Consider the following 15,836-nt stretch of genomic DNA (forward strand, 5'->3'; position numbering starts at 1 on the left):
CATGCACGTCGTCTTCCGCGAAAGCCACGGGTTAGAGGAAACCGAGACCCCAACCGATCTGGGCCAGAGCCCGGCGGACTTGGTGGTGCTGTCCTTTTCTGACAGTGACCTTGGCGCTTTCGCGGCGGGCTGGCATCGCGGTGGCGGGCCAGACGGGCGCATGCCAACCCTGCGGTTGGCCAACCTAACAGCTCTAAAACATCCCCTGTCAGTCGACACATATGTGGAACAGACGCTTGAGGGGGCCAAAGGCGTCCTGATCCGCCTGATTGGCGGCGTGCCATATTGGTCTTACGGCTTGCAGCAGGTTCTGGCACTGGCACAGGCCAAGGGGATCGCACTGGCTGTCCTGCCTGCGGACGGGCGCGAAGATACGCGGCTGGATGAGTACTCCACCCTGCCCGTCTCAACCCTGCGGCGCTTGGCGCATCTGTGTGATACCGGCGGAGAGGTTGCGGCGCAGGCCGCACTCGCGCAGATGGCACTGGCGGCGGGACTATATGCCGGTCCGGTGATGGGGGCAAAAACCATACCGGATTACGGCGCCTGGTGCCCTGATCGTGGCGTGATACCGGCGGACACAGCTTTTTCGGGCGATGCAAAACGCATAATTGTCACGTTTTACCGGGCCTACCTGACCTCTGCCGACACTGCCCCAATCGCGGCTTTGATCCGCAGTGTGCGATCGCGTGGATTCGAGGCCATTGGCCTGTTCGCCCCGTCGCTCAAAGCGCCAACCGCCGCAGACTGGTTACGTGAGACGATCGTGGCGCTGAAACCTTCGGCGATCATCAATGCCACCTCCTTTTCGGGCAAGGGCGCATCAGGCACTTCACCCTTGGATGCTGCCAATGTGCCCGTCTTTCAGGTCGCCCTCGCGACCTCGCGCCGCAAAGCCTGGGCCGAGGCGGAACGCGGGCTTTCGCCTGCCGACCTCGCTATGCATGTGGTGCTGCCCGAGGTCGACGGGCGGATTAACGCGGGCATCGTATCGTTCAAAGAACCGGGCAAGCGCGATCCTTATCTGGAATATTCGCGTTTTGCCCACCAGCCTGAAGCTGACCGGATCGAAGCTGTCATCGATCGGGTCTCTGGTTGGCTGGTCCTGCACGAAAAGCCCAATTCGGATCAAATACCGGCGCTGGTTCTGTCGACTTACCCGGGTAAGGACTGGCAGATGGCGCATGCAGTTGGCCTTGATGCGCTCGCTTCTGCCGAAGCGATGCTGACCGATCTTCAGAACGAAGGATACGCAACCGCACCGGCCGAGCCGATTGCCGAAACCCTGCTGGGCGCCCGGATTTCGTGGTCATTGCAGGAATACCTGATGGCGCATGCAGAGCTACCCGATCAATTGCGCGCCGATCTGCAGACGGTCTGGGGAGACCCCGAGGACGATCCAGCGTTCGCAGATGGAGCATTCCATTTCACGGCCCTTCGGCGTGGCAACGCTGTGGTTGCGCTGCAGCCAGAACGCGGCACGCCAGAGCTGCGAGAGGATGACTATCATGACCTTTCGCGCACGCCTCGTCACAGCTACGTCGCCTTTTACCTTTGGCTGCGCAAAGGGATAGGCGCGGATGCTTTGATCCATATTGGTGCCCATGGCACGCTGGAATGGCTGCCAGGTAAATCGGTCGCTTTATGCAATGAATGCTGGCCCGAGGTGTTGATCGGCGATCTGCCGGTGATCTACCCGTTCATCGTCAATGACCCCGGCGAAGCTGCGCAGGCCAAGCGCCGGATCGGCGCTGTTACGCTGGGCCATATCCCGCCCCCGATGAAAGAAAGTGGTACGCCGGATCGCATGGTTCGGCTGGAAGCACTGCTGGATGAGTTCTCGAACGCGGACGGTCTGGACCCCAAGCGCCGTGACCGGTTACAGGAAGATATCCGCGACGAGGCCCAGGCCATTGGGCTGGCAAGCGACCTTGGCCTCGATCAGGCCACCTGCATCGCCGAGGCGATCACGCGCATTGATCGATTTGTCTGCGATATCAAGGAAAGTCAGTTCGGCGACGGCCTGCACATCTTTGGACGGGTTCCAGATGTGACGGGTGATTTCAACCCCGCGCCTTCTGCCCAAGCTGAGCGCAATGCTCTGGTCGATGCGCTAGCTGGCAAACGAATCGAAGCCGGACCTTCAGGCTCTCCCTATCGCGGGCGCTCAGACGTGCTGCCTACTGGGCGGAATCTTTATACCACCGACCCGCGTTCTGTGCCCACGCGTGCGGCCTATACTCAAGGCGTCAAGCTGGCAGAGGAGTTGGTGCGTCGACACCTGCAGGAAGAAGGCGACTATCCTAAGGGGCTGATCGTCGACCTGTGGGGCTCGGCCACGATGCGCACCGCAGGCGAGGAATTTGCCATGGCGCTGCACTTGCTGGGTGTGAAACCGATTTGGGACAAAGGCTCGGAGCGTGTTTCGGGCATCGAAGTGCTGCCGATCACCGACCTCAGCCGTCCGCGTCTGGACGTGACCTTACGGGTCTCGGGCCTGTTCCGTGATGTGTTCCCAACGCTTTCGGCGCTTTTTGGTCAGGCCGTACGGGCGCTATCTGAACGGGATGAGGCGCCCGATTGGAACCCTTATGCCGGTCAGGAACCGGCAGCACGGGTCTTTGGACCGGCCCCCGGCAGCTATGGCGTCAACATGACCCAACTATCCGAAATCTACACCGATGAGGCCCGCTCAAAGGCGGGTGAGGCGTGGTTAGATGCCAGTTCCTTTGCACTGGAAGGTGAGCATATCACGAAGGACGTCGATGGCATTACGCGGCGTGTCGCCAATGCTGACAGCTTTGTACACCTCCAGGACCTGACCGAGACCGACCTGCTATTGGCGAATGACTATGCCACGCATGAGGCCGGGTTTGCTGCCGCCAAGAAAATCACCGGTGGTAACGCTCAGCTCTATCACCTGGACAATACCAACCCGGAAAATCCACGCGCCCGTACCTTGCCCGAAGAGATTAGCCGCGTGGTTCATGCGCGCGCCGCCAATCCAGGATGGATAGCGGGGATGCAGCGGCATGGTTTTCGAGGCGCGGCCGAGATTGCAGCGACCCTTGATCACATGGCCTCGTTTGCACATTTGTCTGGCACCGTCGCGCCGCATCTGTTCGATCTTTATCATGAAGCCACGCTTGGCGACGAAGGCGTCGATGCCTTTCTACAAGAGGCGAACCCGCGTGCGCATCAATCGATGCAAGACCGTTTCCGCGCCTTGTTGGATGCTGGATTATGGAATACGCGCCGAAACTCGATCCGTGCCGGTTTGGAAGGTCTGGGATGAGCGCTCTCACCGACAAACCTGTCGTCCAAGGCTGGTGCCCCGGCGCCCATCGCCCGATGATGTCCGGCGATGGGCTGGTCTTGCGCGTACGCCCGCGGTTGGCGCGGCTTAGCGCTCAGCAGGCTTTGGGTCTGTGCGAATTGGCCGACTGTTTCGGCAATGGCACTATTGACCTGACCAACCGTGCGAACCTGCAACTGCGCGGCGTCAAGGAAGCCGACCACCAGCCGCTATTGGCCGAGCTGTCTGATCTGAACCTTCTCGATGCCGAGCCCGGCATCGAGATCAGACGGAATATTTTGGTCACACCGCTCTACCGTGCAGGTGATCTGACAGCGCGACTAACGCAGCATCTGATTGACCGCCTAGCAGAGTTGCCCTCGCTGCCCGCCAAGTTCGGATTTGCAATTGATACTGGACCCGAGCGCCTGTTAGCCGGTGACTCGGCTGACATTCGCGTGGAAACCGGCGAAAACGACCTGATTCTGCGTGCTGACGGTGCTGAGACCGGGCGGTCTGTTTCTGAAGCCGATGCCATCGATCGACTGATCGAACTGGCAAAGTGGTTCTCTGAAACCTATACGCCCGAGACACGCCGAATGGCCCGCGTGATCTCTGCGCAAGACCTTCCGCTCGAATGGCAAGGCAGCCCGCCCGGCCCAATAGGTACCCTGCTACAGCCTGGCGCTTGCGAGTTGGGAACACTTTTGGGCGCGACGTTTGGGCAATTGCCCGCAGGCCCGCTCTCGAAACTGATCGAGAGCAGCGGTGCATCTGCCCTGCGAGTTACACCGTGGCGGTTGATCCTGCTGGAAGGCGGAGCAGATACTCCCGCACCAGCCTTCGTCACAGACGGTACTGACCCGCTGATGACCACCGACGCCTGCCCTGGCACGCCGTTCTGTCCGCAGGCGCAAGTGGAAACGCGAGAGATCGCGCGCGTTTTGGCGGCTCGAGTGCCCGGATCTCTGCATGTCTCGGGGTGTGCAAAGGGCTGCGCCCGGATGGGCACTGCGGATGTCACCTTAGTGGGATGCAATGGACGATTTGATCTTGTCAAACAAGGTCGTGCAGGGGATGAGCCCTGCCAACGCGGCCTGACCGAAGAAACACTTATGACCATGGACTTCACCTGATGCCCTATGAATACGAAACCGACGGCGCGGCGATTTACAAACAGAGCTTTGCCACCATACGCTCTGAGGCCGATCTCGCTCGGTTCGATGCCGATGAAGAGCAAGTGGCCGTGCGCATGATCCATGCCGCTGGAATGGTTGGGCTGGAGGAGTTCGTGCATTTCTCGCCCGGCTTCGTCACAGCTGCCCGCACCACGCTGGAAAATGGCGCACCGATCCTGTGCGACGCGCGCATGGTCAGCGAAGGTGTGACCCGCTTCCGCCTGCCTGCGGATAATGAAGTAATCTGCACTCTGCATGACGAACGCGTGCGCCCATTGGCCGCTGAGATGCGTAACACGCGCTCTGCCGCTGCGCTAGAGTTGTGGCGTCCGCATCTTGGCGGCGCGCTGGTCGCGATCGGTAACGCTCCGACTGCGCTATTCCATCTGCTAAACATGCTGGAAGACCCAGATTGTCCACGCCCGGCCGCCATCATCGGCTGCCCTGTGGGCTTTGTCGGCGCAGTCGAATCAAAGGACGCCTTGTGGGAAGCGCAGCCTGTGCCCTCCTGCATCGTCAAAGGTCGCTTGGGTGGCAGTGCAATCACCGTTGCTGCCATCAACGCCATCGCGAGTCGCGCGGAATGAGCGGGGGCAAGATCTACGGCGTGGGCCTTGGCCCTGGCGACCCGGATCTCATGAGCGTCCGCGCAGACCGCCTGTTGCGCAATGCGCGCCACGTAGCGTTCTTCCGCAAGCCGGGCCGCACGGGACAGGCCCGCAAGATCGTCAATGGAATGATCCCCGGCGACGCTATCGAGTTTGCGATGGAGTATCCCGTAACAACCGAAATCCCGGTGACGGACCCGAGGTACAACGAGCTGCTTTCCGTGTTTTACGAGGATTGCGCCGCGCACCTGAAGTCGTTGACAGAGAATGGTGAGGATGTCGTGGTCCTGTGCGAAGGAGACCCTTTCTTCTACGGGTCATTCATGCATCTTTACAATCGATTACGGGATATATCTAAGGTCGAGGTCGTACCAGCCATTACCGGAATGTCCGGTGCCTGGACCGCTACTGGCGATCCAATAACCTGGGGTGATGACGTCCTGACGGTTCTGGTCGGTACATTGTCCGAGGACACGCTGACCGAACGCATGACCCAAACCGATGCGTTGGTGGTCATGAAGATCGGACGCAACTTTGACAAGGTAAAACGCGCCTTGCAACGGGCCGATCTATATGACCGCGCATGGATCGTCGAATACGCCCAGATGCCCAACCAGCGGGTTTGCAAACTCTCGGACAATTGCGAGGGTATCACACCCTATTTCTCGATCATCCTGGTTCACGGTCAGGGCCGTCGCCCATGAGTGGCTGGGTCAAAATAGCCGGCCTCGGACCGGGAGACGAAGCTCTGGTCACGCCCGAGGTTACCGCTGCTCTGGCCGAGGCGACGGATGTTGTTGGATACATCCCCTACGTCGCACGCGTTGCTGAGCGTGAAGGGTTGACCCTACATGCCAGTGACAACCGGGTCGAGATCGACCGCTCGCAGCACGCATTACGGATGGCGGCCGAGGGCAAGCGTGTCGTGGTAGTTTCCTCCGGAGACCCAGGCGTGTTCGCGATGGCCGCTGCCGTGTTCGAGGCCTTGGAGAATGGTCCCGCTGAATGGCGAAGCATTCAGATCGACGTACTGCCGGGGATCACTGCGATGCTGGCCGCTTCCGCCCGTGCGGGCGCGCCGATGGGGCACGATTTCTGCGCCATCAACCTCAGCGACAATCTGAAACCGTGGTCCTTGATCGAAAAGCGCCTGCGTCTCGCCGCACAGGGGGATTTCGCGATGGCATTCTACAATCCACGCTCGAAGTCACGCCCGGAAGGCTTTGTAAAAACACTGGAAATCCTTCGCGAGGAATGTGAGCCAGAACGCCTGATCCTGTTCGCCCGCGCAGTGTCGCGTTCGGATGAAGAGTTGCGGATTTCAACATTGGCCGAGGCCACGCCAGACATGGCGGACATGCAGACCGTCGTGATCATCGGCTCGTCATTGACCCGCGTTATCGAGCGCGACGGCGCGCCGATCGTTTACACGCCGAGATTCACACCTGACAAGGATCAGGTATGAACCAGCCAGTCCAAGACCTGCGAAACCTTTTCGAACTCAGTCCGCTGCGGCAACAGCGGACGGTCGATCATCAGAACCGGAAGACCCAGCGCCCTTGCGGCATCCAGCTTTGCGCGCGCGCCGATGCCGCCCGCGTTCTTGGACACAACCAATTGCGTTCCGTGACGCTGCATCAGCGCCTGGTCGTCTTCGACGGTGAACGGACCGCGCGAGACAACCACTTCGCCGATGGGCAACGGCACGGTTTCAGGCACATCCACCAGCCGCAAAAGATAGTGATGCTGAGGCTGGGCAGCGAAGTCCTGAAGATGCATGCGACCAACAGCAAGGAACACGCGCTGAGCGGGACCGGAAAGCGCGTCGACGGCACCGTCGATGTCCGGAACATGCTGCCAACTGTCGCCATCTTGAGCGACCCAGGCAGGCCGCGTCAGCGCCACCAGCGGAGTGGCGGTCGAGGCGCAGGCTTCCACAGCGTTTCGGCTCATCAGCGCGGCAAAGGGGTGGGTAGCATCTACGATGTGGCTGATCTCATGATCGCGGATGTAGCGCGCCAGCCCCTCCGTTCCTCCGAAACCGCCCACGCGTGTTGGAACGGGCTGCGGGCGTGGCGTGTCGACACGGCCCGCGTAGGAATACGTGGCCGGAATACCTTGTTCGGAAACGGATTTTGCCAGAGCATTTGCCTCGGTCGTCCCGCCAAGAATCAGGAGGTTGGGCATGTCTGAAACTCCGTGGCTAACCGTATTGGGTTTGGGTGAAGATGGACTGGATGGCCTTTCCGCCGCAAGCCGTCAAGTGCTGGATCGTGCCGAGATCGTCATGGGTCCGTCTCGCCACCTATCATTGATTCCCAAAAGCAACGCCGAACAGATTGTATGGCCAGCTCCATTTGCCGATGGTCTTCCGATACTGACCGGATTACGCGGTCGGCAAACTGTTGTTCTGGCCTCGGGTGATCCGTTCTGGTTCGGGGCCGGTTCCGTCATCGCGCGAAATTTCGATGCCGCCGAATGGACTGCCCTGCCCGGTCAATCGACCTTTTCGCTAGCCGCTGCAAGGCTCGGCTGGCCGCTTGAAAACACGTTAACCTTTGGACTGCACGCCGCCCCCCTGACCCGTTTGCGCCCACACCTGGCACCGGGCCTCCGTGCCATTCTCTTGCTGCGCGATGGAAAAGCGGTGGCTGAACTTGCAACGTATTTGGGCGAGACTGGTTTTGCCGATTGTACCCTGCATGTCATGGAGGCGCTTGGCGGCCCCCGCGAACGCGCGCGGAGCGTGTCGCTGACCGAAGCGCTGCTGGGAACATTCGAACATCCGGTCTGTGTCGGGCTGGACGTCGTGGGCACAGGGCGCGCCTTTCCCAAAGCCTCGGGCAAGCCTGATGATATCTTCGAAACCGACGGGCAAATCACCAAGCGCCCTATCCGCGCACTGACCCTGTCGACCCTTGCCCCGCGTAGAGGAGAACATCTGTGGGATATTGGCGGCGGCACCGGTTCGATCAGCATCGAATGGCTGATGTGCGATCCGACGCTGACTGCAACGACAATCGAGCCGCGTGAAGATCGGGCCGAGCGCATTCGCCGAAACGCCGATGCGCTGGGGCAGGATCGGTTGCGGGTCGTTCATGGTTTCGCACTTGAGGCGTTGGTTGACCTTGACCAACCAGATGTCGTTTTCATCGGAGGCGGCCTGAGCGCGGAGCTGTTGAACTGGCTACACGCAAATCTCCGCGCCGGTACGCGGCTTGTCGCCAACGCAGTGACATTGGAAAGCGAAGCCTTGCTGGCTGCGTGGCACGACAAGCTGGGCGGAGACCTGTTGCGTATCGAATTGGCGCAAGCTGCTGCGCTTGGTCCACGGCGGGGTTGGAAATCTGCTTACCCAGTTGTGCAGTGGAGTCTTACGTTATGATCGTCGCCGGGCTCGGATTCTCGTCTTCTGCTACGCTGGCCAGTCTGCGCGCTGCCTTTGATCTGGCCTCGACAGGAAAAACAGTCGATGCTCTGGCAACCGTTGCAGACAAGGACGGACATGCCGCACTTGTCGCACTTGCAGAGGCAACTGAGCTGCCGATTCATTTCGTCCCGGCACATGATCTTGCCGGGCAACGTACCCTCACCTGCTCGCCCCGCAGTCGTGCCACATACGGCACCGGCAGCGTGGCCGAAGCATCCGCTCTTGCTGCCGCCGGGTATGGCGCGCGGCTGATTTCACCCAGACAAATCTCGGACGACCGGCTTGCAACCTGCGCCGTCGCCATTGGAGGACAACCATGACCGTTCATTTTATCGGCGCCGGACCGGGTGCCGCGGACCTGCTGACTCTGCGCGGGCGCGATATCATCGCCTCCTGCCCGGTGTGCCTCTATGCAGGCTCATTGGTTCCCGAGGAGATTTTGAGCCACTGCCCCGACGGCGCGAAGATCGTGAACACGGCTCCGATGGATCTGGATCAGATCATGGCCGAGATCGAAACAGCGCACAAAGCCGGGCAAGACGTGGCGCGGCTGCATTCCGGGGACCTCTCTGTCTGGTCCGCGATGGGAGAGCAAATCAGACGTCTGAAAGAGATGGGAATCCCGGTCAGCGTCACGCCCGGTGTCCCGTCTTTTGCCGCCGCAGCTGCTGCTCTGGGAACTGAACTCACCCTTCCGAGACTGGCGCAATCGGTGGTGTTGACCCGGACGCCTGGGCGCGCGTCCTCGATGCCTGAAGGTGAGACGCTGAAAAACTTTGCTAAAACAGGTGCTACTCTGGCCATTCACCTGTCGATCGGAAATCTGGACAATGTCATCGCCGACCTGACCCCTGCCTATGGTGCGGACTGCCCGGTCGCCGTTGTCTACCGCGCCAGCTGGCCGGATGAACGGATCATCCGCGCGACTCTGGCCACGCTGAAAGAGGCGCTGGACGAAAGCATCTCGCGCACCGCACTGATAATGGTTGGTCCGGCGCTCGCAGGTGAAGGGTTTGACGAAAGCTGCTTGTATTCAAAAACTTACGACCGTCGCTATCGCCCTCAAAGCGCCGATAGCCCGTGGTCGAGCTGGAGCCACGGCGATGACTAACCCCCCGGGATTACTGATTTCCGCACCGTCATCGGGCACGGGCAAAACCACGGTCATGCTGGGGTTGCTCCGGGCGCTGGCTGAGGACGGATTGACCGTGCAGCCGTTCAAAAGCGGGCCCGACTACATAGACCCGGCCTTTCACCGCGCTGCGGCAGGCCGCGCTTCGTTCAATCTGGATAGCTGGGCGATGGGAGATCCGCTGCTAAGCGCGATATCCGCGCAAGCCGAGGGTGCCGACATCGTAGTGGCCGAGGGTTCGATGGGTTTGTTTGATGGCGTCGCCAAACCCGGAGAACTGGGACATGGATCAAGCGCTGAAACGGCGCTGCGTATGGGATGGCCGGTCGTCTTGGTTCTGGATGTCGGAGGACAGGCGCAATCAGCGGCGGCGACTGCACTTGGGTTTCGGATGTACAACCCCGATTTGCCTTTTGCCGGTGTCATCCTGAACCGCTGTGCTAGCCCTCGCCACGAACGACTGACCCGTTTGGGCATGGAGCGCGCCGGACTACCGGTTCTGGGGGTACTTCCACGCCGAGGCGATCTTACCTTGCCCGAACGGCATCTAGGCTTAATCCAAGCGGTTGAACACCCTGATCTGGAAACCGCAATTGCCGGTTACGCCGCGTTCCTGCGTGAACATGTTGATCTGGAAGCGATCAAAAAGGCGGCCTCCTCGGGCCCCGTTGGGCCATCGTCGGCCGCGCTGCCGGCCCCCCCGGCGCAGCGGATCGCTCTGGCCCGAGATGCAGCGTTTTCGTTTACCTATCCGCATCTTCTGGAAGGGTGGAGCAGCGCGGGTGCAGAGATACTGCCCTTTTCACCTCTGGCCGATGAAGCGCCAGACGCTGATGCCGATCTGGTCTGGTTGCCGGGGGGGTATCCTGAGCTGCATGCGGGAACAATAGCTGCGGCCGATACCTTCTTGACCGGGCTGCGGAAACACGCGGAAACGCGGCCCGTGCATGGTGAATGCGGGGGGTACATGGCATTGGGGAAAGTGCTGGTCGACAAAGATGGCACCCCACATCAGATGGCGGGATTGTTGGGTCTGCAAACCTCATACCAAAAGCGCAAATTCAACCTTGGCTATCGTAGGGCTGAACTTTTGGCTCCGATGCCCGGCTTTGCGACAGGTACCGCGCTGCGCGGACATGAGTTCCATTATTCCTCGATCATCGAGCAACCTGACGCTCCTCTTGCGCGGGTCTTCGATGCCGAAGGGGCTGAAGGCCCTCAGACAGGATCGCGACGCGGCAATGTCACCGGTACGTTCTTTCACCTGATCGCGGAGGCAACGGTATGACCGGGTTTGTCTCATTCATCGGCTCCGGTCCGGGTGATCCGGAGCTGCTAACGCTCAAGGCCGTGGACCGGATGCAGAAGGCCGATGCGGTGCTGTTTGATGATCTCAGCAGTGGCCCGATCTTGACCCATGCACGTGACGACGCTGATCTGGTGGGCGTAGGTAAACGCGCCGGTCGCCCCTCGCCCAAGCAGGATCACGTCAGCCGATTATTGGTGGAGTATGCGCAGACCGGCCAGCATGTCGTGCGGCTGAAATCCGGTGATGGAGGATTGTTCGGCCGACTGGAGGAAGAATTGGTCGCGTTGCAGGCCGCCGGTATCAAATACGAGATCATTCCCGGCATCCCTTCGGCAGTCGCGGCGGCTGCGGCTGCGGGAATTCCTCTGACCCGGCGCCTGACTGCGCGTCGTGTTCAATTCGTCACCGGGCATGACGCGAGTGGCAAACTGCCTGCCGATCTGAATCTTCCCGCCCTAGCTGATTCTGGCGCGACAACGGTCGTATTCATGGGCAAGCGCACTTTTCCATTGCTTGTCGAAGCGCTGAACGCGCATGGCCTGCCGCTGGACACACCTGCCTTGATGGCCGAATCCGTTTCAACCCCCGAGCAATCCTTACATCGCTCCACCATCGGAGAGCTTTCCGACAGACTGCGCACCGAGATAGGCACTGCTCCCGCCTTGATCCTGTACGGCCCGCTGGTGGAGTTCGAAGATGTATGATCTCACACTGATCGGGATCGGCACCGGCAATCCCGACCACCTGACCTTTCAGGGCGCGCAGGCGATCAGATCTGCAGACCTGATCCTGATCCCGCGTAAGGGAGAGAACAAAGCTGATCTGGCCGGTTTGCGCGAAGACATCATCGCGCAGGTCACCGAAAAATCTCCGCGGATCGCCTATTTCGACGTTCCCAAACGTCGGGCAGATGACGGCTATCTGCGAGGTGTCGACGAATGGCACGACGCAATTGCCCTGCGCTGGCATGAGGCGATTTCAGCCCACCCCGACGCGCAGAAGGTCGCGTTGCTGATCTGGGGTGATCCGTCGCTGTATGACAGTTCGCTCAGGATCGCCGCTCGACTGGACCCGCAGCCGCAAGTCCAGGTTGTCCCGGGCATCACCGCGTTGCAGGCGTTAACTGCGGCCCATGCGATCCCGATCAATGATCTGGGCGCACCCTATATCGTGACTACCGGCCGCCGCATACGCGATGAGGGATGGCCTGAAACGGCATCAAAAGTGGCTGTTATGCTGGATGGCGAATGCTCGTTCCAAAGCCTAAAGATGGCCGATTATGACATCTGGTGGGGGGCATATGTGGGCATGAAAGAAGAGATTCTGATCAAAGGCCCGTTGGCGGATGTGGCGCAAGACATTCTGGACGCGCGCGCGCAAGCCCGTTCTGATCACGGCTGGATCATGGATATCTATCTGCTGAAGAAACTTACGGCCTGACGCGCGCACAGGATTGTGAGCCCCGTTTCAGCGCTTTTCTGTCATCTATTCTCCAATCAACAGGAAGGGATAGAACATGAGGGCGCTTTGTGCTGCGATCTGCCTGCTGGCCATGCCTGCGTGGGCCGACGGCATCGAACCTCTTGCCGGATGGGCGGTCTACTCCAGCGGAAAAGGCTATGAGACCCTCGTGGAAGACACAAAGGCCGCGGTAAAGGAAAACGGTCTGATCGTTGTGACACAAGCTGGGCCGACCAAAGCAGCGGCATCGCGCGGCATTACCATTCCGGGCAATCGGGTGATCGGCGCATTCAACAACGACTACGCGGTTCGGGTCCTTGAAACCTCGACCAATGCTATGATCGAAGCGCCCATCCGTTTCTACGTGACCGAGGAAAAGGATGGCACTGCGACCCTGTCCTACAAAACGCCAAGTTTTGTGTTCGCCCCATATACGGATGAAGGCGGTGAGGCGCTGCGCGAGATTGCCGCCGAATTAGACGCAAAGTTTCAGGCCGTGGCGGAACGCGCCGTCAAATAGTCACACTGACGTGAAGCTGCTTGCGTCCGGGCGCGTCCTCCGCAATCTGCTGAAAGATAAACTTGTCGGAGCTTGATTGATGCAGGACCTGTCCCCCCGCGCTGCGGATCTGTTGGCACAACGCCTTTTCGAGGCCGGATGCCGCCACGCGTTCGGAATGCCCGGTGGCGAGGTTCTGACATTGGTGGATGCACTGGAAAGCGCAGGTATCACCTTTCATCTGACCAAACATGAAAACGCAGCCGGTTTCATGGCCGAAGCCGTTCATCATCGCGATGGTGCGCCTGCGATTCTGGTGGCCACGCTTGGCCCGGGCGCAATGAATGGGATCAACGTGGTCGCGAACGCATTGCAGGATCGCGTTCCGATGATCGTGTTGACCGGATGCGTCGATGCGGACGAAGCGCTGACCTACACTCATCAGGTGATGGATCACTCGCAAGTCTACCGCTCGATCACCAAGGGCACATTCATGCTAACTGCTGACGGGGCCGATATCATCGCCGACAAGGCGGTATCGCTTGCGAACCAGCCGCGCCCCGGTCCGGTGCACATCGATGTGCCAATCTCGGTGGCCGATACGCGCGTATCGGGGGTTAAACGCCGTCGTCTCGCGAAAGTCGCACCCGTCGCACCTGGCGCTGAGTGTCTGGAAAAGGCCCGCCGTTGGGTGGCCGAGGCCGAACGCCCCTTGGCGATCATTGGCCTCGATGTTCTTTATGACGACTCGCGCTGTGTCGTGCGGGCGTTTTTGGAGCATTTCAACATTCCCTTCGTCACGACCTACAAGGCCAAGGGGGTGGTGCCCGAGGATCATCCGCTATGTCTGGGTGGGGCGGGTCTTTCGCCGCTGGCCGACAAGCATCTGATCCCGTTGGTGGAACAAGCTGATCTGGTGCTATGCTTGGGCTATGACCCCATAGAAATGCGCCCTGGCTGGCGCGAGATTTGGGACCCGGAAGACAAGCGAGTGATCGACATTGCTGCTGTAGTGAACGATCACTATATGCATCAGGCCGGATTAAATTTGGTGGCGGACACCAGCGCAACACTTGAGGCCATCGCCAAGGGCAACCCCGCTCGCAAGACTTGGTCGAATGGTGAACCGGATCAAGTCAAGACAGCACTGGCAGAAGCCTTCCCAACCGATGAAGACTGGGGACCGGCGGCGATCATCGCGGAAACCCGTGCAGTGCTACCAACTGAGACACTCGCCACCGCCGACAGTGGCGCCCATCGCATTCTGATCAGCCAGATGTGGGAGTGTTCAGAGGAGCGCGGGCTGATCCAGTCTTCGGCGCTATGCACAATGGGGTGCGCTGTCCCTATGGCGATTGGACTGAAACTGGCTGAACCGGACCGCCCCGTGATCAGCTTCTCGGGCGACGCCGGGTTTCTGATGGTCGCCGGAGAGCTTTCGACCGCCGCCGAAATGGGCGGCAACCCGATCTTTCTTGTGTTTGTCGATGCCAGCCTTGCCCTAATCGAATTGAAGCAACGCCAACGCCAGATGGGCAATCGAGGTGTCGATTTCGACCGCCATGACTTTGCCGCCATGGGGCACGCCTTTGGCGGGTACGGTCATACGGTGCGCAACCGCGACGAATTGCGGGCAGCGCTGGATCAGGCGTTGAAAGCCGACAAATTCACTGTCATTGCTGCGGAGATCGACCGTGGAGGATATGATGGCCGCATCTGAAGGACCCCTTAAGGGCGTCAAGGTACTGGATCTGTCGCGCATTCTGGCTGGCCCGACCTGCACGCAACTGCTGGGTGATTTGGGAGCCACCGTCATCAAGATCGAAAACCCCGCGACCGGAGGTGACGACACGCGGCAATGGGGCCCTCCCTACGTCGAAGATGCGGATGGTAACCGCTCGGATCTGAGCGCCTATTTCATGTCATCCAATCGAAACAAGAAATCGGTCGCTTTGGATATCGCCTCGGCGGAAGGTCAAGCGGAAATCCGACGATTGGCGTCTCATGCGGATATCCTGATCGAGAACTTCAAGCCAGGCGGGCTGGCGAAATACGGGCTCGACTACGCCACCCTGTCCAAAGAGTTTCCCAGCCTAGTCTATTGCTCGATCTCGGGTTACGGGCAGACCGGTCCGAACGCATCGAAACCCGGTTATGACCTTATGGCACAAGGCTATGGCGGGGTTATGTCGCTGACTGGAGATCCCGAAGGCGCACCAATGAAGGTGGGCGTTGGCATCGCCGATGTGATGTGCGGCATGTATGCCTGCGTCGGTATTTTGGCGGCTTTGCGGCATCGCGATCTGACTGGTGAGGGTCAGCAGGTCGACCTAGCGCTGGTGGATTCGCAAGTGGCCTGGCTGATCAACGAAGGCGTGAACTACCTGACTTCTGGCAATGTGCCTCAACGGCGCGGCAACGGGCATCCAAACATTGTCCCTTACGACGTATATGCAACCAGCGACGGGCACGTGATTCTTGCGGTCGGAAACGACAGCCAGTTCAAAAGATTCTGCAATTTCATCCAACACCCAGAGCTTGCTGACGATCCGCGATTTGCCACCAATCCTGCCCGTCTTGAAAATCGTGACGCATTGAATGCAATCCTTCGCCCCGCCGTACAGGCGCTAGATACCAGCCGCGTTATTGCAGGACTGGAAGAATTGAAAGTACCGGTTGGTCCTGTGCAAACACTTGATCAGGTCTTCACCTCAGATCAGGTCGCTGCCCGGCGGATGCAGGTCACCATGCAGGCTGCACCCGGTGAGGTGCAATTGATCGGAAACCCTCTGAACCTGTCCCGTACACCTGTAACATATCGCAGTGCACCTCCAGTCTGTGGCGCTGACACACAAGCTGTTCTAAACGCAGAAAATCCCTTCGAAGATTGAAACACTCTGCCTGATTAGGCGGCAAGTTGCTGA

General features: G+C 59.9%; 15 protein-coding genes. 14 read left to right on the top strand and 1 reads right to left on the bottom strand.

What is annotated here, in order from left to right:
• The first annotated feature begins 1 nt into the window (after position 1).
• From cobN to cobJ, 5 genes are read left to right on the top strand one after another with little or no spacing between them, the layout of a single operon-like run.
• Positions 2 to 3,295: a cobaltochelatase subunit CobN gene (cobN, locus tag ACR0MQ_RS12405; protein WP_170770175.1), complete on the top strand. Its 3,294-nt coding sequence runs from the start codon at positions 2 to 4 to the stop codon at positions 3,293 to 3,295.
• Positions 3,292 to 4,431 carry a cobalamin biosynthesis protein CobG gene (locus tag ACR0MQ_RS12410; protein WP_480608529.1) on the top strand — a complete coding sequence of 380 codons (1,140 nt, stop codon included), beginning with the start codon at positions 3,292 to 3,294 and terminating at the stop codon, positions 4,429 to 4,431. Before cobN ends, ACR0MQ_RS12410 begins: the two co-directional genes overlap by 4 nt.
• Entirely contained in the window at positions 4,431 to 5,060 is a 630-nt protein-coding gene (locus tag ACR0MQ_RS12415) for a precorrin-8X methylmutase (RefSeq protein WP_480608531.1), read from the top strand. The genes ACR0MQ_RS12410 and ACR0MQ_RS12415 overlap by 1 nt, the downstream gene beginning before the upstream one ends.
• Positions 5,057 to 5,785 carry a precorrin-2 C(20)-methyltransferase gene (cobI, locus tag ACR0MQ_RS12420; protein ID WP_170770169.1) on the top strand — a complete coding sequence of 243 codons (729 nt, stop codon included), beginning with the start codon at positions 5,057 to 5,059 and terminating at the stop codon, positions 5,783 to 5,785. The genes ACR0MQ_RS12415 and cobI overlap by 4 nt, the downstream gene beginning before the upstream one ends.
• Complete coding sequence (cobJ, locus tag ACR0MQ_RS12425) at positions 5,782 to 6,546, top strand: precorrin-3B C(17)-methyltransferase (RefSeq protein ID WP_170770168.1); 765 nt, start codon at positions 5,782 to 5,784, stop codon at positions 6,544 to 6,546. The genes cobI and cobJ overlap by 4 nt, the downstream gene beginning before the upstream one ends.
• Here the strand turns inward: cobJ and ACR0MQ_RS12430 are convergent.
• Positions 6,537 to 7,268 carry a cobalt-precorrin-6A reductase gene (locus ACR0MQ_RS12430; protein ID WP_480608533.1) on the bottom strand — a complete coding sequence of 244 codons (732 nt, stop codon included), beginning with the start codon at positions 7,266 to 7,268 and terminating at the stop codon, positions 6,537 to 6,539. The genes cobJ and ACR0MQ_RS12430 overlap by 10 nt on opposite strands.
• Between ACR0MQ_RS12430 and cbiE the strand changes: the two genes are divergently transcribed.
• From cbiE to ACR0MQ_RS12475, 9 genes are all read left to right on the top strand, one after another.
• Complete coding sequence (gene cbiE / locus ACR0MQ_RS12435) at positions 7,267 to 8,466, top strand: precorrin-6y C5,15-methyltransferase (decarboxylating) subunit CbiE (RefSeq protein WP_170770164.1); 1,200 nt, start codon at positions 7,267 to 7,269, stop codon at positions 8,464 to 8,466. The genes ACR0MQ_RS12430 and cbiE overlap by 2 nt on opposite strands.
• Positions 8,463 to 8,831 (top strand): cobalamin biosynthesis protein, encoded by a 369-nt coding sequence (locus ACR0MQ_RS12440; protein ID WP_170770162.1) that lies wholly within the window; start codon positions 8,463 to 8,465, stop codon positions 8,829 to 8,831. The genes cbiE and ACR0MQ_RS12440 overlap by 4 nt, the downstream gene beginning before the upstream one ends.
• Positions 8,828 to 9,622: a precorrin-4 C(11)-methyltransferase gene (cobM, locus tag ACR0MQ_RS12445; protein WP_170770160.1), complete on the top strand. Its 795-nt coding sequence runs from the start codon at positions 8,828 to 8,830 to the stop codon at positions 9,620 to 9,622. Before ACR0MQ_RS12440 ends, cobM begins: the two co-directional genes overlap by 4 nt.
• Positions 9,615 to 10,931, top strand: coding sequence for a cobyrinic acid a,c-diamide synthase CobB (locus ACR0MQ_RS12450; RefSeq protein WP_170770158.1), 1,317 nt, complete (start codon positions 9,615 to 9,617; stop codon positions 10,929 to 10,931). Before cobM ends, ACR0MQ_RS12450 begins: the two co-directional genes overlap by 8 nt.
• Positions 10,928 to 11,656 (top strand): uroporphyrinogen-III C-methyltransferase, encoded by a 729-nt coding sequence (cobA, locus tag ACR0MQ_RS12455; protein ID WP_170770156.1) that lies wholly within the window; start codon positions 10,928 to 10,930, stop codon positions 11,654 to 11,656. The genes ACR0MQ_RS12450 and cobA overlap by 4 nt, the downstream gene beginning before the upstream one ends.
• Positions 11,649 to 12,392, top strand: coding sequence for a precorrin-6A synthase (deacetylating) (cobF, locus tag ACR0MQ_RS12460; RefSeq protein ID WP_170770153.1), 744 nt, complete (start codon positions 11,649 to 11,651; stop codon positions 12,390 to 12,392). The genes cobA and cobF overlap by 8 nt, the downstream gene beginning before the upstream one ends.
• A 76-nt stretch (positions 12,393 to 12,468) precedes the next feature.
• Positions 12,469 to 12,933 (top strand): DUF302 domain-containing protein, encoded by a 465-nt coding sequence (locus ACR0MQ_RS12465; protein ID WP_170770151.1) that lies wholly within the window; start codon positions 12,469 to 12,471, stop codon positions 12,931 to 12,933.
• 79 nt (positions 12,934 to 13,012) lie between these two features.
• The gene (locus ACR0MQ_RS12470; protein ID WP_480608538.1) at positions 13,013 to 14,632 is read left to right on the top strand and encodes a thiamine pyrophosphate-binding protein; all 1,620 of its coding nucleotides are present in this window, start codon (positions 13,013 to 13,015) and stop codon (positions 14,630 to 14,632) included.
• A complete protein-coding gene (locus tag ACR0MQ_RS12475; protein ID WP_170770147.1) occupies positions 14,619 to 15,803 on the top strand; it encodes a CoA transferase in 1,185 nt (394 codons plus the stop codon). The genes ACR0MQ_RS12470 and ACR0MQ_RS12475 overlap by 14 nt, the downstream gene beginning before the upstream one ends.
• The last annotated feature ends 33 nt before the right edge of the window (positions 15,804 to 15,836 follow it).

The sequence above is a fragment of the Ruegeria sp. AN6 genome (assembly GCF_056540425.1).

Excerpts from the sequence above, each read along its gene's own strand:
- cobN (WP_170770175.1), top strand. The coding sequence starts at position 2 with ATGCACGTCGTCTTCCGCGAAAGCCACGGGTTAGAGGAAACCGAGACC.
- ACR0MQ_RS12410 (WP_480608529.1), top strand. The coding sequence starts at position 3,292 with ATGAGCGCTCTCACCGACAAACCTGTCGTCCAAGGCTGGTGCCCCGGC.
- ACR0MQ_RS12415 (WP_480608531.1), top strand. The coding sequence starts at position 4,431 with ATGCCCTATGAATACGAAACCGACGGCGCGGCGATTTACAAACAGAGC.
- cobI (WP_170770169.1), top strand. The coding sequence starts at position 5,057 with ATGAGCGGGGGCAAGATCTACGGCGTGGGCCTTGGCCCTGGCGACCCG.
- cobJ (WP_170770168.1), top strand. The coding sequence starts at position 5,782 with ATGAGTGGCTGGGTCAAAATAGCCGGCCTCGGACCGGGAGACGAAGCT.
- cbiE (WP_170770164.1), top strand. The coding sequence starts at position 7,267 with ATGTCTGAAACTCCGTGGCTAACCGTATTGGGTTTGGGTGAAGATGGA.
- ACR0MQ_RS12430 (WP_480608533.1), bottom strand. The coding sequence starts at position 7,268 with ATGCCCAACCTCCTGATTCTTGGCGGGACGACCGAGGCAAATGCTCTG.
- ACR0MQ_RS12440 (WP_170770162.1), top strand. The coding sequence starts at position 8,463 with ATGATCGTCGCCGGGCTCGGATTCTCGTCTTCTGCTACGCTGGCCAGT.
- cobM (WP_170770160.1), top strand. The coding sequence starts at position 8,828 with ATGACCGTTCATTTTATCGGCGCCGGACCGGGTGCCGCGGACCTGCTG.
- ACR0MQ_RS12450 (WP_170770158.1), top strand. The coding sequence starts at position 9,615 with ATGACTAACCCCCCGGGATTACTGATTTCCGCACCGTCATCGGGCACG.
- cobA (WP_170770156.1), top strand. The coding sequence starts at position 10,928 with ATGACCGGGTTTGTCTCATTCATCGGCTCCGGTCCGGGTGATCCGGAG.
- cobF (WP_170770153.1), top strand. The coding sequence starts at position 11,649 with ATGTATGATCTCACACTGATCGGGATCGGCACCGGCAATCCCGACCAC.
- ACR0MQ_RS12465 (WP_170770151.1), top strand. The coding sequence starts at position 12,469 with ATGAGGGCGCTTTGTGCTGCGATCTGCCTGCTGGCCATGCCTGCGTGG.
- ACR0MQ_RS12470 (WP_480608538.1), top strand. The coding sequence starts at position 13,013 with ATGCAGGACCTGTCCCCCCGCGCTGCGGATCTGTTGGCACAACGCCTT.
- ACR0MQ_RS12475 (WP_170770147.1), top strand. The coding sequence starts at position 14,619 with ATGGCCGCATCTGAAGGACCCCTTAAGGGCGTCAAGGTACTGGATCTG.